The 20,117-nt window shown below is 71.6% G+C and carries 22 protein-coding genes; 12 read left to right on the top strand and 10 right to left on the bottom strand.

The annotated features are described in order from the left end of the window. Nucleotides 1–117 precede the first annotated feature (117 nt). Nucleotides 118–3,462, top strand: a complete 3,345-nt coding sequence (locus ACFVHO_RS25380; protein WP_385718851.1) for a S8 family serine peptidase — start codon at nt 118–120, stop codon at nt 3,460–3,462. Between the two features lie 28 nt (nt 3,463–3,490). Here the strand turns inward: ACFVHO_RS25380 and ACFVHO_RS25375 are convergent, their stop codons facing one another. Next, a complete protein-coding gene (locus ACFVHO_RS25375; protein WP_385718849.1) occupies nt 3,491–3,877 on the bottom strand; it encodes a YybH family protein in 387 nt (128 codons plus the stop codon). A 25-nt stretch (nt 3,878–3,902) separates the two neighbouring features. Here ACFVHO_RS25375 and ACFVHO_RS25370 point away from each other — a divergent pair, with 25 nt between their 5' ends. From ACFVHO_RS25370 to ACFVHO_RS25360, 3 genes are all read left to right on the top strand, one after another. Next, the gene (locus ACFVHO_RS25370; RefSeq protein WP_385718846.1) at nt 3,903–4,325 is read left to right on the top strand and encodes a winged helix-turn-helix transcriptional regulator; all 423 of its coding nucleotides are present in this window, start codon (nt 3,903–3,905) and stop codon (nt 4,323–4,325) included. Beyond that, nucleotides 4,322–5,101 (top strand): group II truncated hemoglobin, encoded by a 780-nt coding sequence (locus ACFVHO_RS25365; RefSeq protein WP_385718843.1) that lies wholly within the window; start codon nt 4,322–4,324, stop codon nt 5,099–5,101. Before ACFVHO_RS25370 ends, ACFVHO_RS25365 begins: the two co-directional genes overlap by 4 nt. Nucleotides 5,102–5,172: 71 nt before the next feature. Then, entirely contained in the window at nt 5,173–5,685 is a 513-nt protein-coding gene (locus ACFVHO_RS25360) for a hypothetical protein (protein WP_385718840.1), read from the top strand. 3 nt (nt 5,686–5,688) lie between these two features. Here ACFVHO_RS25360 and ACFVHO_RS25355 read toward each other — a convergent pair whose 3' ends face one another. Next, a complete protein-coding gene (locus tag ACFVHO_RS25355) occupies nt 5,689–6,603 on the bottom strand; it encodes a helix-turn-helix domain-containing protein (protein ID WP_385718837.1) in 915 nt (304 codons plus the stop codon). A 148-nt stretch (nt 6,604–6,751) separates the two neighbouring features. On the opposite strand from ACFVHO_RS25355, the gene ACFVHO_RS25350 reads away from it, so the two are divergent. Together ACFVHO_RS25350 and ACFVHO_RS25345 are read left to right on the top strand one after the other, a co-directional pair. Continuing rightward, nucleotides 6,752–7,804, top strand: coding sequence for an NAD(P)-dependent alcohol dehydrogenase (locus ACFVHO_RS25350; RefSeq protein ID WP_385718834.1), 1,053 nt, complete (start codon nt 6,752–6,754; stop codon nt 7,802–7,804). Between the two features lie 237 nt (nt 7,805–8,041). Beyond that, nucleotides 8,042–8,428, top strand: coding sequence for a VOC family protein (locus ACFVHO_RS25345; RefSeq protein WP_385718830.1), 387 nt, complete (start codon nt 8,042–8,044; stop codon nt 8,426–8,428). Between the two features lie 55 nt (nt 8,429–8,483). On the opposite strand, the gene ACFVHO_RS25340 is transcribed toward ACFVHO_RS25345, so the two are convergent. The 3 genes from ACFVHO_RS25340 to ACFVHO_RS25330 all read right to left on the bottom strand — a co-directional run bounded on the left by ACFVHO_RS25340 (nt 8,484) and on the right by ACFVHO_RS25330 (nt 11,250). Further along, nucleotides 8,484–9,284 (bottom strand): alpha/beta fold hydrolase, encoded by an 801-nt coding sequence (locus ACFVHO_RS25340; protein WP_385718827.1) that lies wholly within the window; start codon nt 9,282–9,284, stop codon nt 8,484–8,486. A gap of 45 nt (nt 9,285–9,329) precedes the next feature. Continuing rightward, nucleotides 9,330–10,040 (bottom strand): peptide-methionine (S)-S-oxide reductase MsrA, encoded by a 711-nt coding sequence (msrA, locus tag ACFVHO_RS25335; protein WP_385718824.1) that lies wholly within the window; start codon nt 10,038–10,040, stop codon nt 9,330–9,332. Between the two features lie 91 nt (nt 10,041–10,131). Beyond that, complete coding sequence (locus ACFVHO_RS25330) at nt 10,132–11,250, bottom strand: hypothetical protein (RefSeq protein ID WP_385718821.1); 1,119 nt, start codon at nt 11,248–11,250, stop codon at nt 10,132–10,134. Nucleotides 11,251–11,384: 134 nt separating this feature from the next. Between ACFVHO_RS25330 and ACFVHO_RS25325 the strand changes: the two genes are divergently transcribed. Then, nucleotides 11,385–12,539: a cystathionine gamma-synthase gene (locus ACFVHO_RS25325; protein WP_385718818.1), complete on the top strand. Its 1,155-nt coding sequence runs from the start codon at nt 11,385–11,387 to the stop codon at nt 12,537–12,539. A 126-nt stretch (nt 12,540–12,665) separates the two neighbouring features. On the opposite strand, the gene ACFVHO_RS25320 is transcribed toward ACFVHO_RS25325, so the two are convergent. From ACFVHO_RS25320 to ACFVHO_RS25310, 3 genes are all read right to left on the bottom strand, one after another. Then, nucleotides 12,666–12,920 (bottom strand): hypothetical protein, encoded by a 255-nt coding sequence (locus ACFVHO_RS25320; protein ID WP_385718815.1) that lies wholly within the window; start codon nt 12,918–12,920, stop codon nt 12,666–12,668. Continuing rightward, nucleotides 12,917–13,420: a sigma factor-like helix-turn-helix DNA-binding protein gene (locus ACFVHO_RS25315; protein WP_385718812.1), complete on the bottom strand. Its 504-nt coding sequence runs from the start codon at nt 13,418–13,420 to the stop codon at nt 12,917–12,919. The genes ACFVHO_RS25320 and ACFVHO_RS25315 overlap by 4 nt, the downstream gene beginning before the upstream one ends. A gap of 137 nt (nt 13,421–13,557) precedes the next feature. Continuing rightward, a complete protein-coding gene (locus ACFVHO_RS25310; RefSeq protein ID WP_385718809.1) occupies nt 13,558–14,070 on the bottom strand; it encodes a MarR family winged helix-turn-helix transcriptional regulator in 513 nt (170 codons plus the stop codon). 145 nt (nt 14,071–14,215) lie between these two features. On the opposite strand from ACFVHO_RS25310, the gene ilvA reads away from it, so the two are divergent. From ilvA to ACFVHO_RS25295, 3 genes are all read left to right on the top strand, one after another. Then, nucleotides 14,216–15,445: a threonine ammonia-lyase gene (gene ilvA / locus ACFVHO_RS25305; protein WP_385718807.1), complete on the top strand. Its 1,230-nt coding sequence runs from the start codon at nt 14,216–14,218 to the stop codon at nt 15,443–15,445. 289 nt (nt 15,446–15,734) lie between these two features. Further along, the gene (locus ACFVHO_RS25300) at nt 15,735–16,757 is read left to right on the top strand and encodes an ATP-binding cassette domain-containing protein (RefSeq protein WP_385718804.1); all 1,023 of its coding nucleotides are present in this window, start codon (nt 15,735–15,737) and stop codon (nt 16,755–16,757) included. Next, entirely contained in the window at nt 16,754–17,605 is an 852-nt protein-coding gene (locus ACFVHO_RS25295; protein WP_385718802.1) for an ABC transporter permease, read from the top strand. The genes ACFVHO_RS25300 and ACFVHO_RS25295 overlap by 4 nt, the downstream gene beginning before the upstream one ends. Before the next feature lie 15 nt (nt 17,606–17,620). Here the strand turns inward: ACFVHO_RS25295 and ACFVHO_RS25290 are convergent, their stop codons facing one another. Beyond that, nucleotides 17,621–18,313 (bottom strand): response regulator transcription factor, encoded by a 693-nt coding sequence (locus ACFVHO_RS25290; RefSeq protein WP_385718799.1) that lies wholly within the window; start codon nt 18,311–18,313, stop codon nt 17,621–17,623. Nucleotides 18,314–18,612: 299 nt separating this feature from the next. Here ACFVHO_RS25290 and ACFVHO_RS25285 point away from each other — a divergent pair, with 299 nt between their 5' ends. Together ACFVHO_RS25285 and ACFVHO_RS25280 are read left to right on the top strand one after the other, a co-directional pair. Next, entirely contained in the window at nt 18,613–18,999 is a 387-nt protein-coding gene (locus ACFVHO_RS25285; protein ID WP_385718796.1) for a hypothetical protein, read from the top strand. Between the two features lie 41 nt (nt 19,000–19,040). After that, on the top strand, nt 19,041–19,430 hold the full coding sequence (locus ACFVHO_RS25280; RefSeq protein ID WP_385718793.1) for a hypothetical protein: 390 nt from the start codon (nt 19,041–19,043) through the stop codon (nt 19,428–19,430). Between the two features lie 86 nt (nt 19,431–19,516). Here ACFVHO_RS25280 and greA read toward each other — a convergent pair whose 3' ends face one another. Further along, nucleotides 19,517–20,014 carry a transcription elongation factor GreA gene (greA, locus tag ACFVHO_RS25275; RefSeq protein WP_385718790.1) on the bottom strand — a complete coding sequence of 166 codons (498 nt, stop codon included), beginning with the start codon at nt 20,012–20,014 and terminating at the stop codon, nt 19,517–19,519. Nucleotides 20,015–20,117 lie beyond the last annotated feature (103 nt).

Below are 20,117 nucleotides of genomic sequence, written 5' to 3'. Positions count from 1 at the left end.
GTTTTTTTTTTTTTTCCCTAGTGGTCTTTGTTTTGTGGGGGGGGGCCCGGGGGCCCCCCCGGCCCCGGGCCCCCGCTTCCCGTTTCTCGGAACACACTTCGACGGCAGGGGGAGATCTTGCGTCAGCACAGGAAGAGGGCGTACGCGGTGGGGGTCGCCGTGGCACTGGGGGCGGGGGTGGTCGGGCCCGCGTCGGCGGGGGCGGACTCCGTGGGTTCTATGGGCTCCGGGCGGGCGCTCGCGCAGTCCGGGCCGCCGCACCGGGCACAGACCGGCCCCGCGCAGCACCTCACCCTCGTCACCGGCGACCGCGTCACCGTCGGGTCCAAGGGCCGCCTGCTCGGCTTCACACCGGCCAAGGGGCGCGAGCGCATACCCGTGAGCACCCGGACCGTGCGCGGGCACGCGCTGGTCCTGCCGTACGACGCCCAGCGCCTCATCGCCGAGGGCAAGGTCGACCGACGGCTCTTCGACGTCACGGAGTTGACCAGCAGGGCGAACCGTGAGGCCCAGCGGCAGGGCCTGCGGCTCATCGTCGGCTACAAGGGCACCGCGCGCGGCGCCAAGGCCGGGGTCCGAGCGGTCGGTGGCACGGCGGTCCGCCGCAGCCTGGCGTCACTGAACGCGGACGCCGTGACCACGCCCAGGAAGGACGCGGCGGCCCTCTGGAAGACCCTCACGGGAGGCGAGCGCGGCACCGCGTCCGGAGTCGGCCGCGTCTGGCTGGACGGGACACGGAAGGCGAGCCTGGACAAGTCCGTCAAGCAGATCGGTGCTCCGAAGGCGTGGGAGGCCGGGTACGACGGCAAGGGTGTCAAGATCGCTGTCCTGGACACCGGCGTCGACGCCACCCACCCGGATCTGAAGGAACAGGTCGTCGGGGACAAGAACTTCACGTCGTCGCCCGATACCAAGGACCGCGTCGGGCACGGCACGCACGTCGCGTCCACGGCCGCCGGTACGGGGGCGAAGTCGGGCGGCGCGTTCAAGGGCGTCGCACCCGGGGCGAAGGTCCTGAACGGCAAGGTCCTCGGCGACGACGGCAGGGGCAGCGACTCCGGGATCATCGCGGGCATGGAGTGGGCGGCCGCGCAGGGCGCCGACGTCGTCAACCTCAGCCTCGGCGGCGCCGACGAGATCGGCGTCGACCCGCTGGAGGAGGCCGTCAACAAGATCTCCGCGGACAAGGGCGTCCTCTTCGCGATCGCCGCGGGTAACGAGGGCTATCGCGGCTCCATCGACTCGCCGGGCAGCGCGGACGCGGCGCTCACCGTCGGCGCGGTCGACGGCAGGGACAAGCTGGCGGACTTCTCCAGCCAGGGCCCGCGCGTCGGCGACGGCGCCGTCAAGCCGGACGTGACGGCGCCCGGCGTCGGCATCACGGCGGCGGCCGCGCCGGGCAGCGAGATAGAGAAGGAGGTCGGCCAGAAGCCCGAGGGCTATCTGACGATCTCCGGCACCTCGATGGCGACCCCGCACGCGGCCGGTGCCGCCGCCCTCCTCAAGCAGCAGCACCCCGACTGGAGGGCCGCCGACCTCAAGCGGGCCCTGACGTCGTCCACGAGCGGCGGCACGTACACGCCGTACCAGCAGGGCTCGGGCCGCATCGCCGTCGACAAGGCCGTCAAGCAGACGGTGGTCGCCGACCCGGTGTCGTTGAACCTCGGCGCCCCGAAGTGGCCGCACGCCGACGACAAGCCGGTCACCAGGAAGGTCACGTACAGGAACCTCGGCACGAAGGACGTCACCCTCGACCTCTCCGTGACCGCCACTGACCCGAAGGGACGCCCGGCTCCGGACGGCTTCTACACGCTCGGCGCGAAGAAGGTGACGGTGCCCGCGGGCGGGCGCGCGGCGGTCCGCCTGACGGCGCACACCAGGCTCGGCGGCACCGGGCGCGGCACCTACTCCGCGTACGTCGTGGCGAAGGGCGGCGGCCAGTCCGTGCGCACGGCCGCAGTGGTGCAGCGCGAGGGGGAGACGTTCGACGTGACGCTCAAGTACATCGGGCGGGACGGCAGGCCCGCGCGGTTCCACTCGTCCGGCCTCTTCGGTCTGAGCGGACCCGCCGCCGACGCGGACTTCGAGGTCAACGACGTGTCCGGTACGGTCGAGCTCCGGGTGCCGAAGGGCGGTTACCTCCTCGACGCCCAGATCTACCAGGACCCGGAGGACGCCGCCAAGGGCGTCGACTGGCTCGCCCGGCCGAAGCTGAACGTCACCAAGGACATGACGCTGACGGTGGACGCGCGGGCGGCGAAGCCGGTGGACATCACGGTGCCCGACAAGGACGCCGAGCAGGTGCACGTCTGGCCGCAGTACACGTTCACAGACGACTTCGTCGCCGGTGTGCGCCTGGACTCCTCCGCCCCGCTGCGCACCGCACACCTCGGCCCCGAGGTCACGGACGGCACGCTGCACCAGCAGTGGGCCGCGGACTGGGTCAAGGGCGCAGGCGAGCAGTATGACGTCGTCGTCGGCGGCAAGGTCGGCCGACTCGCGACCGGCTACACCAAGCACTTCAAGGCCGGCGAACTCGCCACGCTGAAGACCCGCTTCGGAGCGTCGGCCAAGGGCAAGAAGGGGGTGGCCAGCGCCACGGGGTGGCTGCCCGGAGGCAGCGGCATCGGCTCCGGCTGGATGGTCCCGCAGAAGGCCCACACCACGCGGACGTTCCACGTGTCCACGGCGGACAAGGTGGAGTGGGACACGTTCTTCCACCAGTTGGCGGAGGATCAGCACGGCGGTGTGACGTCCGAAGCGACCTACTCGGTCTTTCCGACGGCTGTGTACGAGCCGGGCAGGACCTACACGCGGACGTTCAACACGGCCGTGTTCGGGCCACGCCTCGGCGGTGACCTGGGGATCTACCGAGACGGCAACGAGATCTACGGCTTCGTGCCGGTGGTCGCCGACGGCGAGGGGAACGAGGGCGATTCGGACTTCTCCTCGGTGCGGACGACCCTGTACCGCGACGGCCGCAAGATCGGCGAGAACAAGGACCCGCTCTCCGGCGAAGAGTCCTTCAAGGTCCCGGCAGCGGACGCCGAGTACCGCCTCGTCACCTCGGTGCGACGGGACCCGCGCGTCGCGCCCGTCTCCTCGCGCGTCGACGCGAGCTGGACGTTCCGCTCCAAGAAGGTGAGCGGCGAGGTCCGGCTGCCCGCGTCGACGGTCCGCTTCACGCCGAAGGTGGGGCTCGACAGCCGGGCGCCCGCCGGGGTGACCCAGTCCGTGCCGGTGACGGTGCAGGGCACCGCCACGGGCGCGAACCTCAAGTCCCTTTCCGCGTACGTCTCCTACGACAAGGGCCGCACCTGGAAGAAGGCCACGGTGCAGGGCGGCCGGATCTCCGTGCGGAACCCGGCCGCGGGCAAGTCGGTCTCCTTCCGCGCCGAGGTCGAGGACAAGAAGGGGAACAGGGCGACGGTGACGATCCGCGACGCGTACCTCGGGAAGTAGCCGTTCCCTCTGTGAGACGTAGCCGCTCCTAGTCCGCGTCCTCCGCTCCGCGGCGCCCGGCACCGAACGGGCTGTCGATCAGATAGCGCCAGTACCCGTCGGTGCCGCGGCGCGCCACGTCCGTGGCGGTGGCCCGCACCTTGCCGTCGATCTCCCAGTCGACGAGCAGGAGCGCGACGTCGTCCGCGACGTGCACGTGCCGGGGCGTCACGGAGATGGGCAGGCCGAGGGCGAGGAACGGGGCGTTCTGCGCGGCGATGGCGTCGGCGCCGCGCACGGGGGCACCCGACTCGGGGACGAAACAGGCCCCGGGTTCGTACAGCTCGCGGACGGCGGCCGCGTCGCCGCTGTTGAACCGCTCGGCGAACGCCGACGGGACGTCCTCGGGGCGCTGGGGCAGGATGAAAGTGCTCATGACCGGCACAGTAGGAGGCGCGCCCGTGGCTCACCGAACGGTAAGGCAGGCACCCCCGACCACCCGGGAGCCGCGCCCCGGCCTGCCCGACGACCCCCGCGCCCGCGTCACCGCGCCCGCCGCCGAGTGCCCCGTCGAGGTCACCCTGGCGGCGCTGCGGGGGCGCTGGACGACGCTCCTGGTCCGCGAACTGCTCACGGGTGACGTGTACGCGTACAGCGAACTGGCCGCCGCCCTACCGCAGTTGTCCGACAAAGTACTTGCGGAGCGGTTGACCCAGCTGACCGACGCCGGGGTCGTCCGGCGCACGCGGACGCCCGGCTGGCCGCCCGCCGTCACCTATGAGCTGACTTCGCACGGCCGGGAGTTGGGTCAAGTCCTGCAAGCACTCTGGGACTGGGGCGCCAAGGCCCCCGCCGCCAGGGAGAAGGAAGCCGTCACCCCATGAGCGCCCACACCGTCGAGTACATCCGCTACCGCGTCCCCGAGGACCGGGCCGCCGAGTTCCTCGCCGCGTACACCCTCGCCGCCGTCCCGCTGGCCGCCGCGCCGCAGTGCGTTGACTACGAACTCACGCGCTGCGAGGAGGACTTCGAGCACTTCATCCTGCGGATCACCTGGACGTCCACGAAAGACCACCTGGAGGGCTTCAGATCCTCCCAGCAGTTCAAGGACTTCTTCGCGCACATACGTCCGTACGTCGAGAACATCGAGGAGATGCGGCACTACACCCCGACGTCCGTACGCGGCTCAGGCGCCTCCACCCCGACGCTGTACGCGTGGGCGGGCGGCGCCGAGCGCTTCGACCGCCTCACCGAGGTCTTCTACGAGAAGGTGCTCGCCGACGACCTGCTCGCCCCGGTCTTCGCGGGCCTCGCCCCCGAGCACGCCGCGCACGTCGCGCAGTGGCTCGGCGAGGTCTTCGGCGGCCCGGCGGCGTACTCCGGGGAGCACGGCGGCGAGGGCGCCCACGCCCACATGGTCGGCAAGCACTTCGGCAAGGGCATCACGGAGCCCCAGCGGCGCCGCTGGGTGAACCTCATCCAGGACGCGGCGGACGAGGCGGGGCTGCCGACGGACGCGGAGTTCCGCTCGGCGTTCCTCGCGTACATCGAGTGGGGCACGCGCCTCGCGGTCTACTTCTCCGGCCCGGACGCGGCCCGCCCCACCAGCCAGCCCGTCCCGCTGTGGAACTGGGGCGCGGCGCCGCCGTACCAGCCCTGATCGCGGGCGTCCGGCCGGGCATGTCCCACCCGGCCGGACGCGCAGGCGCACGCCGGGGATAGGGTCCGCCCATGTCCGCGTTCCTGGCCACGATGCTCACCGCCGTCGTCGGCATCGTCGGCACCCTGCTCGGCGCCGTCCTGCCGCAGCGCCTCCAGTCCAAGGAGCGGGTGGCGGAGGCCGAACGGGCCGAGCGGCGCCTGAACTTCGAGGAGCGCCGAGGGGCGTACACGGCGATGAACCGTGCCTCCGAGCGCTTCCACACGCTCCTCAAGGACGCCCTGCACCGCATCCGCGACGGTGTCTACACCGACCAGAACCGCGAACAGCTCGAAGAGGCCCGCCGGGACTACCGCGACCGCTACGCCGAGGCCCAGATGATCGTCCCCGAGCGGATCCTCGACGCCTCCCGCGAGCTCAACAAGGTCCTTGCCGGGATCGACGCGGCCGCCAAGCGCATCGACCGCGGCGCACCGCACGAGGGCGAGACCGCGCCGGGCTGCCTGGTGGACCTCAAGGAGGCCGAGCCGAGGCTGGCGCGGATGCGGGAGCTGATGCGGCGGGACCTGGGCGTGGCGGACTAGGGCCTACGGCACCTCGCGGCGGGCCGCCGGGGCCACCGCGTCCACGCCCCAGCTGGCCAGCAGCTGCAAGCCCTCCGCCGACGGAGAGCCCGGCTCCGCGTGGTACGTCACCAGGGTCTGTTCGTAGTCGTCGGGCAGGCGCATGGACTCGAACGACAGGGTCAGCTCGCCGACCAGGGGGTGCCGCAGGCGCTTGACGCCGTGGCCCTTCTCGCGCACGTCGTGCTCGGCCCACAGCCGCCTGAACTCCTCGCTCTTCACGGAGAGTTCGCCCACCAGGGCGGAAAGCAGCGGGTCGTTCGGATAGCAGCCCGCCTCCATCCGCAGGAAGCTGACCATGTCCGAGGCCTTCTGCTGCCACGTCTCGTCGAACAGCGTCCGCATGTCCTCGCTCAGGAACGTGAGCCGCGCCCAGTTGCGCTCCTCGGGTGGAAGCAGCCCCCAGTCGCCGAAGAGCGCAGCCGCCATCCGGTTCCAGCCGAGGATCTCCGAGCGCCGCCCCAGGGCGTAGGCGGGCACGCCGTCCATGGCGTCCATCAGGTGCCGCACCGCGGGCCGCAGGTGCTGGGGCCGGGTCGCCTTCTTCTTCTTGTGGGCGGTCGGCCGCGCCAGGTGCGTGAGGTGCGCGTGCTCGGCGTCGCTCAGGCGCAGGGCGCGCGCGATGGCGTCCAGGACCTCGCCCGACACGTTGCGGCCGTTGCCCTGCTCGAGCCGGGTGTAGTACGCCACCGACACCCCGGCCAGCTGCGCCAGCTCCTCGCGCCTGAGCCCCGGCACCCTCCGGTGCCGCCCGAAGCTGGGCAGGCCGACGTCGTGCGGCTGCAGCCGGGCCCTGCGGGTGCGCAGGAACTCGCTCAGCTCGGCGCGCGGGTCGAGGGTCTCCGGCTGCCGCCGGGGGGTGGGCGCGTTGTCGTCCATGATGTCCAGTATTCCGTCTCACCGGCGCGGCAGCCTGACACTGCCAGTGGTAGGCAGGGCAGGCGTAGGACGGCCCGTGGTAGGCCCGCCGGACGTAGGCACAACGGAGGGCTGGGTAGGTCTTTTCGCAGGTGGCAGCGTCGATGGCATGACCGCACAGACCATGAACGTCCCCGCTTACGCAGCCCCCTCGGCCAAGGCTCCGCTGGCCCGCACCACCATCGAGCGCCGCCCCGTCGGCGCCTCGGACGTCCTGATCGACGTCAAGTACGCCGGCATCTGCCACTCCGACATCCACCAGGCCCGCGACGGCTGGGGCGAGGGCATCTTCCCGATGGTGCCCGGCCACGAGATCGCCGGTGTGGTGGCGGAGGTCGGCGCCGACGTCACCAGGTTCAAGGTCGGTGACCGCGTCGGCGTCGGCTGCATGGTCGACTCCTGCCGCGAGTGCGAGAACTGCAGGGCGGGCCTGGAGCAGTACTGCGCCAAGGGCAACATCCAGACGTACAACGCCCTCGACAAGGAGGGCCGGCCCACCTACGGCGGCTACTCCACCCGCATCGTCGTCGACGAGGCCTTCACCCTCCGCATCCCCGACGGCCTCTCCCTGGACGTGGCCGCGCCGCTGCTGTGCGCGGGCATCACCACGTACTCCCCGCTGGCCCACTGGAACGCGGGCCCCGGCAAGAAGGTCGCCGTCGTCGGGCTCGGCGGTCTCGGCCACATGGCCGTCAAGATCGCGCACGCCATGGGCGCCGAGGTGACCGTCCTGTCGCAGTCCCTGCGCAAGAAGGACGACGGCCTGCGCCTCGGCGCCGACCACTACTACGCGACCAGCGACGACGCCACCTTCGAGCAGCTCGCGGGCAGCCTCGACCTGATCGTCTCCACGGTGTCGGCGCCGCTGCCCCTGGACAAGTACCTCGGCCTCCTGAAGACGGACGGCGCGTTCGTGAACGTGGGCGCCCCCGAGGAGCCCGTGTCGCTCAACCTCTTCTCCCTGATCCTGGGCCGCAGGAGCCTCGCGGGCTCCGGCATCGGCGGCATCCAGGAGACCCAGGAGATGCTGGACTTCTGCGCCGAGCACGGCCTGGGCGCGGAGATCGAGCTGATCTCGGCCGAGCAGATCAACGAGGCGTACGAGCGGGTGCTCGCGAGCGACGTGCGCTACCGCTTCGTGATCGACGCGGCGACGATCTGACCTGGTGGGACGGCCCGGCCTGGGGGCCGGCGGCCTGGGGCGTACGCGCCATCGCCGCCCCCTGACCGGATTTCGTCTGGGACCAGCGGCCTAGGGCGCAATGCGCAGCGCGCGCCGAACCGCTGACCGATGTCGGGCCGGGCGGCCGAACGTAGCGTGGTGGATGTCAGGCACACACGTCACCCACCGCGAGGCCGGGCAGAGTGGCACCGGCCGGACTACGAGGAGGTCCGCACGATGACCATCGAGCTGAACCACACGATTGTGGCGGCCACGGACAAGAAGGCGTCCGCGCAGTTCCTCGCCGACATCCTGGGGCTCGAAGTCAGCCCGCAGTACGGCCCGTTCATCCCCGTGGAGATCCCCAACGGCGTCACGCTCGACTACTACGAGGGCGACGGCGGCCCGTTGGTGCCCCAGCACTACGCGTTCCTCGTCTCCGAGGACGAGTTCGACGCGATCTTCGGCCGCATCAAGGAGCGGGGCCTGACCTACTGGGCGGACCCGTACCACAAGCAGGAGAACCAGATCAACACGAACGACGGCGGCCGCGGGGTGTACTGGGACGACCCGGACGGCCACAAGCTGGAGATCATCACGCGGGCGTACGGGTCGGGGGAGTAGCACTGCCGGGCGGCCGGCCGCCCCGACTTCGGGCCCCCACGCCCTCCCCTCCGCCTCACGCCTCGCCGTCGCGCAGGAATCCGAGCACCAGAGGCGTGGCCACGTCCGCGAACTCCTCGAAGTAGGCGTGCCGCGCGCCCGGGACGAGCCGCATCCGGGCGTCCGGCAGGCGCCGCGCGAGCAGGGGCGCGTTGGCGGTGGGGTTGAAGGCGTCGTCGCTCCCGTGCACGACGAGCGTCGGCGCCTTGATCCGGACGAGCGCGTCCCACGCGTCGTGCCGGGCGCTGGCCCGCAGATGGCGGCGGCGGGCGTGCGCGGGCATCGACGGATCGCCGAGCGTGCCGAACTCCCGCCGACCGGCCGCCTCCTGGGCGTCGATCCACGCGGGCGTGTACATCAGCTCGAGCAGCGCCCGCCGCGCCGCCGCCGGATCACCCTGTGTGAGCGCCCGCCGCACCTCGGGCCCGCGCTCGACACCGTGCGGCGCCCCCGGCGACGTACACCCGAGCACGAGCCGCTCCACCCGCTCCGGAAACTCCGCAGCGATCCACTGCGCGACCCGCCCGCCCATCGACGTCCCGTACACACGGGCCCGCCCGATCCCCGCGTCATCGAGCACGGCGACGACATCATCGGCGAACCCCCGCGTGCTGTACGTGTCGGTGTCGGGCCGATCACTGTCCCCCGTCCCCCGCCAGTCCACCGTGACGACGGTGAACACGGCGGCGAAGTCCTCGACCACCGGATCCCACCAGTGCCGGTCGTTGGACTGCCCGCTCAACAACACCAACGGCTCACCGGAGCCCCGGAGTTCGTAGTGCAGGGCGGTGCCGTCGGGGGCGTAGGCGTGGGGCATGGGGGTCCTTGGCGGGCCGTGTGGGTGGGCGATGCTTCCCGGCGCCTACTGCTGTGACGTCTCCGGGGCCGGGGCGATCCCCGTCGGGCAGGACACGCCCCAGTTCGTCTCGAAGGGGTCGCCCAGCTTCACGCCCGTGCCGCCGATGCCGCAGTAGCCGTCGGGGTTCTTGTCCAGGTACTGCTGGTGGTAGGCCTCGGCGGGCCAGAAGGTGCGGTCGGCTGCGGGGAGGACCGTTGTGGTGATCTCGCTGTGGCCCGCTGCCGTGAGGACCTGCTGGTAGGCGTCGCGGGAGGCCGTGGCGGTGGTCTCCTGGGCGGGGGTGTGGGTGTAGATCGCGGAGCGGTACTGGGTGCCCACGTCGTTGCCCTGGCGGAAGCCCTGGGTGGGGTTGTGGGACTCCCAGAAGAGCTTGAGGAGCTCGGCGTACGTGACCTTCGTGGGGTCGAAGACCACGCGGACGACCTCCGTGTGGCCGGTCAGGCCGGAGCAGACCTCTTCGTAGGACGGGTTCCGGGTGTAGCCGCCCTGGTAGCCGACGAGGGTCGTCCAGACGCCGTCGGTCTGCCAGAACTTGCGCTCGGCGCCCCAGAAGCAGCCGAGGCCGAAGTCCGCGACCTCCAGGCCCTCGGGGTAGGGGCCGAGCAGGGCGTTGCCGAGCACCGTGTGCCGGGAGGGGACCTCGAACTCGGGCGTCTCGCGGCCCTTCAGGGCCTCCTCGGGCGTGGGGAGGACGGGCGTGCGGCCGAAGATCATGGGGTTTCACTCCTTGTGGCGGGCCGGGCGGCGGCCAGTAGGCGGCGGCAAGTAGTAAGAACGCCGCTACGGGGTCCGGCATTCCTGCCGGTCAGCGCGGCAGCGTGGCCGGGCTGCCGCCGTTGGCCTCGTAGCCGGCGACGGCCAGGGCGCGGTAGACCGCGTAGTCCGCGGCCGGGTCGGGGGACAGGGTCCAGGGGAGGGCGCCGACGTGGCCGTCGACGTGGATCAGCTGGTCCATGGCCTCGCCCCAGCGCTCGCAGCGCACCAGGAAGAAGACCAGGAGATGGCGGACGTGGGCCAGCATCGGGTCGTCCGGGCGGGCGGAGTGCACCGCGAACTTGGCGCCCTCGATGGCCTTGGTGACGACCTCGCTCTGGTAGAACCCGCGGACCAGGTTCACCTCGGGCAGGTGCTCGTACACCGCGAACAGGGGGAGCGCGGAGAGCAGGGAGCCCTTGGGGGCGCGGGCCGCCGCGGCCTCCGCGAAGGAGTACGCCTCCTCGCGGGTGCCGTGCCACTTCTCGCACCAGTAGTGCAGCGCCGCCAGATGCGCCCCCATGTGGGCCGGGGCGCGGTCCAGGATCTTCAGCCACAGCTGCTCGAAGTCCGCGCGCGGGTACGCCATGCCGCGGGCGATCGACAGCTCGACGATGTACGGAATCGGGTCCCCGGGGGAGAGCAGCGCGGCCTGGCCGCAGGCCTCCTTCGCCTCCTCCAGGATGATCCGGAACTCGTCCGTCCCCGCCGTCGAGGAGCGCCAGGCCTGCTGCACCAGGAACTCCGCGTGCACGGCCGCACCGCCCGCGTCCTTCGGGGCCTCCGCACGCCACACCCGCAGCCACTGCCCGCCGGGAGTGTCACTGACCCCGCCCGGCCGCTGCGCCAGCTCCAGGGACGCCGCGCCCGCGAACGCCTGCACACGCTGCCACCGCTGCTCACCGTGCACCTCCGTCCCGGCGAGCAACTGCGACGCGGCACGCCAGTCCTGCGTGCGCTGCACCAGGTCGAGGACCTCGATCAGGTCCGCGTCCGGCCCCGGCATGCGGATGTCCAGCTCCTCCTGGCGCGCGAAGCCGTAGTTCGCCGGGTCCGCCGCGTCCGGGGCGCCCGGGTGCACCTGGCGGATTCCGCCGCGCCTGCGCAGCAGGACCGGCCCGAGAACCGCCCCGATCATGACCACTGCCATCAGGACCCAGAGAATCTCCATACGTACAAGCGAACCAGACGCCTGTGACAATTGGCCAACCTGGCCGCCCCCGCCGGTCAACCTGCGGCGCCGGACCCCGGCCACCACTCGCCCCGCCCGGCCCCGGGCGTCGCGCCGCATTACGCTCAGGCCGCATGAGTGACTCGCACAGCAGCCAGAATTTCGAGACCGTCGCCATTCACGCGGGCAACACCGCCGACCCGCTCACCGGCGCCGTCGTCCCGCCCATCTACCAGGTGTCCACGTACAAGCAGGACGGAGTCGGCGGACTCCGCGGCGGCTACGAGTACAGCCGCAGCGCCAACCCGACGCGCACCGCCCTGGAGGAGAACCTCGCCGCCCTGGAAGGCGGCCGCCGCGGCCTCGCCTTCGCCTCCGGCCTCGCCGCCGAGGACTGCCTGCTGCGTACGCTGCTCGGCCCCGGTGACCACGTCGTCATCCCCAATGACGCGTACGGCGGGACGTTCCGCCTGTTCGCCAAGGTCGTCTCGCGCTGGGGCGTGGAGTGGTCGGTCGCCGACACCTCCGACCCGGCGTCGGTGCGGGCCGCGCTCACGCCGCGCACGAAGGCCGTGTGGGTGGAGACCCCCTCCAACCCGCTGCTCGGCATCACCGACATCGAGGCCGTCGCCCAGATCGCCCGCGAGGCCGGGGCGAAGCTCGTCGTCGACAACACCTTCGCCAGCCCCTACCTCCAGCAGCCGCTCGCCCTCGGCGCGGACGTCGTCGTGCACTCCATGACGAAGTACATGGGCGGCCACTCCGACGTCGTCGGCGGCGCCCTCGTCGTCAACGACGCCGAGCTCGGCGACGAGTTGGCGTTCCACCAGAACGCGATGGGTGCCGTCGCCGGGCCCTTCGACTCCTGGCTCGTCCTGCGGGGCATCAAGACGCTGGCCGTCCGCATGGACCGGCACAGCGAGAACGCCGAGCGCGTCGTCGACATGCTCACGCGGCACGCGCGCGTGACGAAGGTGCTGTACCCGGGGCTCGCCTCGCACCCCGGCCACGAGATCGCCGCCAAGCAGATGAAGTCCTTCGGCGGAATGGTGTCCTTCCAGGTCGAGGGCGGCGAGGAGGCGGCCGTCGCGGTCTGCGACCGGGCTCGCCTGTTCACCCTCGGCGAGTCCCTCGGCGGCGTCGAGTCGCTCATCGAGCACCCCGGCCGCATGACCCACGCCTCCGTCGCGGGCTCCGCCCTGGAGGTCCCGGCCGACCTGGTCCGCCTCTCCGTGGGCATCGAGTCGGCGGACGACCTGCTGGCGGACCTGCAGCAGGCGCTGGGCTAGGCGCGCGGGCGCTTCGGCGGCATGGGGCGGTCGGGGGTCTCCCCGGCCGCCCCTGGCTGCCCGGCCGCCCACAGCGGGTGACCGACGTTCCCCTGTGCCAGCAGGGGTTCCCGGCCCGCAGCAGCCCTACCAGCTGGTCAGGGGCGGGGTGCGGTTCGAGGGGGGCTCCACCCAGGGTTGGGTCTCGGCCGCCCAGACGGTGAACGCGATGACGGCGACGAGCAGGAGGAGCCACAGCAGCCGCCGCACGACGGTGCGCCGCCGCAGCATCCGGGCCCCGCGCCGCACCGCGTCCGCGTGCAGGTCGGGCGGTACCGACACGGGCCCCTCGGCGTCGAGCATCCCCCGTACGACGGCCTCCCGCCGCTCCTGCTGGCTCATGACGGGGCCGCCTTCCCGAGGGGGGCACCGGGCGGCACGGCGGGTGCGGCGGGCGCCGGCCCCCGCGGCGGATGCAGCACCGCGGCGACGGCCCGGGCGCACAGCACCCGCACCCGCTCCACGGCGAGGCCGAGCAGCGCCGCCGTCTGCTCCTCGGCGACGCCCTCGTACAGGCGAAGGACGAGGACGAGCCGCTCCTGCGGGGACAGCCGGGCGAGCAGCCCACCGCGCCCGCGGGAGCGCCGCCAGGCGCCCCGCGCGAAGCGGACGACGAGGACCGTGCGGGTGCGGTCGTACGGATCCTCGCCGCGCAGCCTGTCCCAGGAGGCGTACGTGGACGCGAGCGCGGCCGTGAGCAGCGCCCGCGCGCGCGGGTTGGCGTCAGGACGCTCACCGGTGAGCAGCGTGGCGGCATGCAGGAGACGCCCTGCCGCGCCCGCGACGAACGCCTGGAACTCCCGGGCACGGCGGGCCTGTTGGGCGGCCTGCCGCTCTCGCACCGTGCCTCCCGCCGTCCGGCGTAGGGGGACTCGGTTTCATCTGAGGCCAGGCACGGTGCCCAGGTCAAGAGCCCTGCGCGAGCGGACACTGCCGCCCTGCGCCCGGCCGCGGTGGTCGGCGTACCGCGGCCGGTGGCTCAGGAGTCGGTCGGAGTGACGGAGTCCGGTACGGCCTGGGACGACTGCCGTGCCGAGAGCGCGGTGTTGAAGCGGGTCAGGAGCGCGGTGAAGCTCTCGCGTTCAGCCGGAGCCCAGTCCTGCGTGAGCTCCGCCATCAGCTCGCGCCGTGAGGAGCGGACCTCGTCGAGGCGGGCCTGTCCGCGCGGGGACAGCTGGAGGACGACGGCACGGCCGTCCTCGGGGTGGGAGGTGCGCTTGACCAGGCCGGTGTCGACCAGGGGCGCGACCTGACGGGTCACGGTCGACGAGTCGATGCCCATGCTCGCCGCGAGCGCCTTGACGCCCATGGGACCTTCCTTGTCGAGGCGGTTGAGCAGCAGGTACGCGGCGCGGTCCATGGAGTTGCGGACCTGTCCGACGCCGCCGAGGCGGGTCTGCTCCGCACGCCGTGCGAACACCGCAACCTGGTGCTGCAGCGTATCGAGGAGGCCGGGATCGCTGGCGGTCGTCATGTCCGGAGTTGTGGGCATGGCCGGGGGCTCACTTCATGGGAAGGGTGGTGGGTTGGGGGACAGGGTACGCGGCCCGGGCGCTACCCGTACCGGCGCTGCGCAAACCCGTCTCGCCGCTTGGTCACGCCGGGAGGGGACGGGCGTGAACTGCGAGACTGCAGTCATGAGCTACCGCACGACTCGCTCCTTTCCCGCTGTCACGCTCGACGACGTACGGGGCGCCCAGAAGATGCTCGTCGGCGTCTCCAGGGTCACCGCCATGGAAGGCAGCAGGCACCTGTCGCAACTGGTCGGCGCGCCGGTGCACCTGAAGTGCGAGAACCTCCAGCGGACCGGCTCGTTCAAGCTCCGCGGCGCCTACGTGCGCATCTCCGGGCTGCTGCCCGAGGAGCGGGCCGCCGGAGTCGTCGCGGCCAGCGCCGGGAACCACGCGCAGGGCGTGGCCCTCGCCTCCGCCCTGCTGGGCGTCCGCGCCACGGTGTTCATGCCGGCCGGGGCCCCGCTGCCGAAGGTCGCGGCGACCCGGGACTACGGCGCGGAGGTCCGGCTGCGGGGCAACGTTGTCGACGAGACGCTGGCCGCCGCGCAGGACTACGCGCGCGAGACGGGCGCGGTCTTCATCCACCCCTTCGACCACCCTGACATCGTCGCCGGGCAGGGCACCGTCGGCCTGGAGATCCTGGAGCAGTGCCCGGAGGTGCGCACGCTCGTCGTCGGCGTGGGCGGCGGCGGCCTCGCCGCGGGCATCGCGGTCGCGGTGAAGTCGCTGCGTCCGGACGTGCGCCTGGTGGGGGTGCAGGCGGCGGGCGCGGCGGCGTACCCGCCCTCGCTGGCCGCGGGACGTCCGACGTCGATCGACAACCCCGTGACCATGGCGGACGGCATCAAGGTGGGTCGCCCCGGAGACGTGCCGTTCCGGCTCGTCGAGGAGCTCGTGGACGACGTCGTCACGGTCTCCGAGGACGACTTGTCGAGTGCCTTGCTGCTCTGCCTGGAGCGGGCCAAGATGGTCGTCGAACCCGCGGGCGCGAGCCCGGTGGCGGCGCTGCTGAGAGATCCGCGGGCCTTCGAGGGCCCGGTCGTCGCGCTCCTGTCCGGCGGCAATGTGGACCCGCTGCTGATGCAGCGCATCCTGCGCCACGGCATGGCGGCGGCGGGCCGCTATCTGTCGCTGCGGCTGCGTCTGACGGACCGGCCGGGCGCCCTGGCGACCCTGCTCGGGGTGCTGTCGGCGGTCGACGCCAACGTCCTCGACGTGAGCCATGTGCGGACCGACCCCCGGCTCGGGCTCACGGAGGCGGAGGTGGAGCTGCAGTTGGAGACCAAGGGTCCGGAGCACTGCGCGGAGGTCGCGACGGCGTTGCGGGACGCCGGGTACACGGTCATCGGCTGACGTAGGAGCACGTCGATCGGCCGATGCCGGGGCACAGCCGTCGGCTGACGCGGGGCACGTTGATCGAATGACGCCGGGTACGTCACGTGTGCCCGGGAGGGCGCGCGGACGACGCGGGGGGCGTGCGGCGGATCCCGTGCCCCGTCGGTTTTCGCAAGATTCGCCGAATGCGTTGAGTGACGCGATGTATCGCGTTAGTGTTGTGACTCACGCCACTGAGAGCCGGGCGATCGGAACCCGGCGATCCTAAGCTTTTCGCTAGGAAACCACCCAAAACATGGGAGACCCTATGCCAGGCGCCATCTACGCCGAAGGTCTCGTGAAGACCTTCGGTGACGTAAAGGCTCTGGACGGCGTCGATCTCGATGTCCCGGAAGGCACCGTCCTCGGCCTCCTCGGGCCGAACGGCGCGGGAAAGACGACGGCGGTCCGCTGTCTGACCACACTCCTCACCCCCGACAGCGGCAAGGCGTTCGTCGCCGGGATCGACGTCCTGAAGCATCCGAACGAAGTGCGGCGCTCCATCGGCCTCTCCGGCCAATTCGCCGCCGTGGACGAGTATCTGACAGGCCGTGAGAATCTCCAGATGGTCGGCCAGCTCTACGAGATGCGGGCCAAGGAGGCCAAGGAACGGGCGGGCGAGCTGCTCGAGCGCTTCAATCTCGCGGACGCGGCGGACCGCCCCTCCAAGACGTACTCGGGCGGTATGCGCCGCCGCCTCGACCTCGCCGCCGCCCTCGTCGTGTCGCCGCCGGTGATGTTCATGGACGAGCCCACGACCGGCCTGGACCCGCGCAACCGCCAGCAGTTGTGGGAGGTCATCCAGGAGCTCGTCGCCGGCGGCACCACCCTCCTGCTGACCACGCAGTATCTGGAGGAGGCCGACCACCTGGCGCACGACATCTGCGTCGTGGACCACGGCCGCGTCATCGCCCGCGGCACCGCCGACCAGCTCAAGGCCCAGATCGGCGGCGAGCGCGTCGAGGTCGTGGTGCACGAGCCGGACCACATCACGACCGCCGTCGAGGTCCTGACCGGCTTCGGCAAGGGCGAGGCCACCGTCGACCGGCACACCCGCAAGCTGACCGTCCCCGTCACCGGCGGCGCGAAGCTGCTCGCCGAGGTCATCCGCGAACTCGACACCCGCGGCATCGAGATCGACGACATCGGCCTGCGCCGCCCCACGCTCGACGACGTGTTCATCTCCCTGACGGGCCACCTGGCCGAGGTCAAGGACGAAGAGAACGGCGCGAACGGCGCGAACGGCGCGGCCGTCGCCAAGGACAAGCACCAGAAGGAGGCCGCCTCGTGAGTGCCGTCACGCGCACCGCTCCCGCCCCCAGACCCGCGGGCGGCATCGGCAAGTCCGTCCGCGACTCCCTGGTCATCGCCCGCCGGAATCTGATCAGGATGTCCCGGATCCCCGAGATGGTGCTTTTCGGCCTGATCCAGCCGGTGATGTTCGTGGTCCTGTTCACGTACGTCTTCGGCGGGTCCATCCAGGTCGGCGGCTCGCTCTCGTCGCAGGACTACCGCGAGTTCCTGATGGCCGGAATCTTCGCCCAGACGGTCACCTTCGCCACGGCCGGTGCGGGCGCCGGTATCGCGGACGACATGCACAAGGGCCTCATCGACCGCTTCCGCTCGCTGCCCATGGCGCGCGGCGCCGTCCTCACCGGCCGCACCGTGGCGGACCTGGTGCAGACCGCTCTGACCCTGGTCGTGCTGGCCCTGGTCGCGCTCCTCATCGGCTGGCGCACCCATGAGAACTTCGGCAAGATCCTCGCGGGCTTCGCCCTGCTGCTCCTGCTCGGGTACGCCTTCTCGTGGATCGGAGCCCTGATCGGCCTGTCGGTGCGCACACCGGAGGCCGCGACCTCCGGCGGGCTCATCTGGCTCTTCCCGCTGACGTTCATCTCGAACGCCTTCGTCGACTCCAACAACCTGCCGACGTTCTTCCGGCACATCGCCGAGTGGAACCCGTTCAGCACCACCGTGCAGGCGTGCCGCGAGCTGTTCGGCAATCTGCCGCCCGGCTTCAAGACGCCGGACGCCTGGCCCATGCAGCACCCGGTCCTGGCCTCGGTGCTCTGGTCGATCCTGATCCTGGTGGTCTTCCGCACGCTCGCGGTGCGCAAGTACCGCTCGGCGGCCGCCTGACACCCCGGCCGCCGGTCACCCGCAGGCGGCGTGCACCCGGCCGTCCGCGGGGGTCCGTCGCCCGGTGAGCCCCGCCTGCCAGGCGACGCGGGCCACCTGCAGCCTGCCCCGGATGCCGAGCTTGCCGCAGATGCTGCCGACGTGGTCCTTGGCGGTGTCGGAGCTGATGGTGAGGGCGGCGGCGATCTGCGGGTTCGACAGGCCCTCGCCGACGAGTTCGAGCACTTCGAGCTCGCGTGTGGACAGGGTGGCGAGGAGGGCCCGGGCCTCGTCCCGCGCCGACGGGGCGCAGCCGGGGCACGGACAGGCACCGGCCACCACGTCGACCAGCTCGGGGCCGAGGACGGGACCGCCCGCGGCGGCCGCGCCGACCGCCCACGGCAGATGGGCGGCCGCGGTGGCCCGGTGCAGGACGCCCGCCGGACGGCAGGACAGGATCCGGCGAAGGCCGCCGCAGGTGAACCGTCCGGCGAGCAGCAGGACGGCCACCGGCGCGGGCGCGGCGGCGAGCCGGTGCAGCGCGGCGGCCGCCGACTCCTCGTCGCCCTGGCTGACCACGACCACCCGGGGCCGGGCGCGGCGCACGAGCGCCACCTCCCGGCCCGGCTCGTCCTCGGCGACGATCAGATGCCGCCCCTCCGCCTCCAGGGCGGCACGCAGCTCCGCCCGTTCCGGTCCGCCGCGCGCGATGACACCGACCGAAATCACAGTTGACCCCCGTGTCTCACTGCTTCCCCGTGGTGAGTGCGCAGCCGGTGGTCCATCACGGCAGTGACTACGTGATCAGGCTGCATACGCCCAAGATGGTGCGACGCGGAAGGTGAACTCCGAGTGACATGAACATGAACCATCGGCACGAAAGTGCGTCGGGCGTGGCGCGAAAAGATCCCCTGGGCGGGGGGTACTGCCGGGGAGCGCGGGGCTGGAGGCTACAGACGCCGAGAACGTCCGGGTGGCGCGCCCCGGCCGGTCCGGCCGACCGACGTACAGCCAACGAGGGGAAGACCATGTCGAAGGTGCGGATGGGGGCGGCCGCGGCCGTGATGGCGGCCGCGATGGTGACGGGGGCGGCGTCCCAGTCGTCGGCCGCGGCCCAGGAGTTGGAGCTGGTGGCGTACCAGCCCAAGGCGCAGAACGGCAAGGTGTGGGCCAGCGGGTTCTACGAGGGTTACAAGAAGGTCTGCGTCACGCTGCTCCAGGAGAGCCTCGGGACCATCCCGCCGATCCCGGTGACGAGCAAGTGCCAGAACGTGTCGCCCAGTTCGCTGGGCAGCATCAGCGTCGGCGCCAAGTGTCCCCGGGAGGGCATCTTCCGGACCCTGCTCTCGGGCACCCGGACCAACAACCGCAAGGACATCAAGGACTCGGCGCCGCGCTTCGTCAAGTGCAGGTGACCATCACGGGCGCGACCGACCGACAGAGCGAGGGGAAGTCCATGTCGAAGGTGTCCAAGGCGCGGATGAGCGCGGCCGCGGCCGTGATGGCGGCCGGAATGGTGATGGGGGCGGCGTCCCAGTCGTCGGCCGCGGCCCAGGAGCTGGAACTGATCGCGTACACACCGAAGGTCCAGAACGGCAAGGTCTGGGGCAACGGGTTCTACGAGGGCTACAAGAAGGTCTGCGTCTCGCTGCTCGGGCAGACGCTCTCCGGCTGGGTGCAGCTCACCAACAAGTGCCAGAACGTGTCGCCCAGCTCGCTGGGCAGCATCAACACGTCCGTGAAGTGCCCCACCCGCGGTGCCTTCAAGACCTTCCTGTCGGGCACCAGGACCAACAACAGGGTGGATGTGAAGCAGTCCGGCGGCATCTACCTCGAATGCAGGTGACACCCGCGACGCACAAGACCCCCGGCGCGGATCGCGCCGGGGGTCTTCGGGTGTTCCGAGGGGCTCGCGCCCCGGTCCGCGGGGACTCAGCCCTGGTACGGCTTGGCCTCGAGGATCTTGACGGAGGCCAGCTTGCCGTTCGGCAGTTCGTACTGGGCGTCCGCGCCGATCTTCTTGCCGTTGACGCCGCTGCCGAGCGGTGACTGCGGCGAGTACGTCTCGATGTCGCCGCTCGCGTACTCCCGGGAGGCGAGCAGGAAGGTCACCGTGTCGTCCTCGTCGCCGTCGAAGGCGATCGTGACGACCATGCCGGGGGCGACGACGCCGTCCTCCGCCGGCGCCTCACCGACCTTGGCATGCTCCAGGAGCTGGGTCAGCTGGCGGACGCGGAGCTCCTGCTTGCCCTGCTCCTCCTTGGCCGCGTGGTACCCGCCGTTCTCGCGCAGGTCGCCCTCCTCACGCGCCGCCGCGATCTTGGCCGCGATCTCGGTGCGCGCAGGACCAGACAGGTACTCCAGCTCGGCCTTGAGCTGGTTGTACGCCTCCTGGGTCAGCCAGGTGACGTTGTCGCTGGTCTGGGTCACAGGTGCTCCTCGTAGGTACTGGGAATACAAAGCATCGCCCTACCCAGAAGGATGTTCCCTAACGGGTGGGCGAAACCACGAGCCTAACAATTTCGGTGCCTGA

Origin of the sequence: Streptomyces sp. NPDC127108, assembly GCF_042677545.1 — a bacterium.
Lineage (GTDB): Bacteria > Actinomycetota > Actinomycetes > Streptomycetales > Streptomycetaceae > Streptomyces.
Note: the sequence above shows the minus strand (reverse complement) of the source record. Positions and strands in the feature narration are given on the sequence as shown.

Bases quoted from the DNA above. Each gene is read 5' to 3' on its own strand.
- ACFVHO_RS25375 (WP_385718849.1), bottom strand. From the start codon at position 3,877: ATGAGCACTTTCATCCTGCCCCAGCGCCCCGAGGACGTCCCGTCGGCG.
- ACFVHO_RS25365 (WP_385718843.1), top strand. From the start codon at position 4,322: ATGAGCGCCCACACCGTCGAGTACATCCGCTACCGCGTCCCCGAGGAC.
- ACFVHO_RS25360 (WP_385718840.1), top strand. From the start codon at position 5,173: ATGTCCGCGTTCCTGGCCACGATGCTCACCGCCGTCGTCGGCATCGTC.
- ACFVHO_RS25355 (WP_385718837.1), bottom strand. From the start codon at position 6,603: ATGGACGACAACGCGCCCACCCCCCGGCGGCAGCCGGAGACCCTCGAC.
- ACFVHO_RS25350 (WP_385718834.1), top strand. From the start codon at position 6,752: ATGACCGCACAGACCATGAACGTCCCCGCTTACGCAGCCCCCTCGGCC.
- ACFVHO_RS25345 (WP_385718830.1), top strand. From the start codon at position 8,042: ATGACCATCGAGCTGAACCACACGATTGTGGCGGCCACGGACAAGAAG.
- ACFVHO_RS25340 (WP_385718827.1), bottom strand. From the start codon at position 9,284: ATGCCCCACGCCTACGCCCCCGACGGCACCGCCCTGCACTACGAACTC.
- msrA (WP_385718824.1), bottom strand. From the start codon at position 10,040: ATGATCTTCGGCCGCACGCCCGTCCTCCCCACGCCCGAGGAGGCCCTG.
- ACFVHO_RS25330 (WP_385718821.1), bottom strand. From the start codon at position 11,250: ATGGAGATTCTCTGGGTCCTGATGGCAGTGGTCATGATCGGGGCGGTT.
- ACFVHO_RS25325 (WP_385718818.1), top strand. From the start codon at position 11,385: ATGAGTGACTCGCACAGCAGCCAGAATTTCGAGACCGTCGCCATTCAC.
- ACFVHO_RS25320 (WP_385718815.1), bottom strand. From the start codon at position 12,920: ATGAGCCAGCAGGAGCGGCGGGAGGCCGTCGTACGGGGGATGCTCGAC.
- ACFVHO_RS25310 (WP_385718809.1), bottom strand. From the start codon at position 14,070: ATGCCCACAACTCCGGACATGACGACCGCCAGCGATCCCGGCCTCCTC.
- ilvA (WP_385718807.1), top strand. From the start codon at position 14,216: ATGAGCTACCGCACGACTCGCTCCTTTCCCGCTGTCACGCTCGACGAC.
- ACFVHO_RS25300 (WP_385718804.1), top strand. From the start codon at position 15,735: ATGCCAGGCGCCATCTACGCCGAAGGTCTCGTGAAGACCTTCGGTGAC.
- ACFVHO_RS25285 (WP_385718796.1), top strand. From the start codon at position 18,613: ATGTCGAAGGTGCGGATGGGGGCGGCCGCGGCCGTGATGGCGGCCGCG.
- ACFVHO_RS25280 (WP_385718793.1), top strand. From the start codon at position 19,041: ATGTCGAAGGTGTCCAAGGCGCGGATGAGCGCGGCCGCGGCCGTGATG.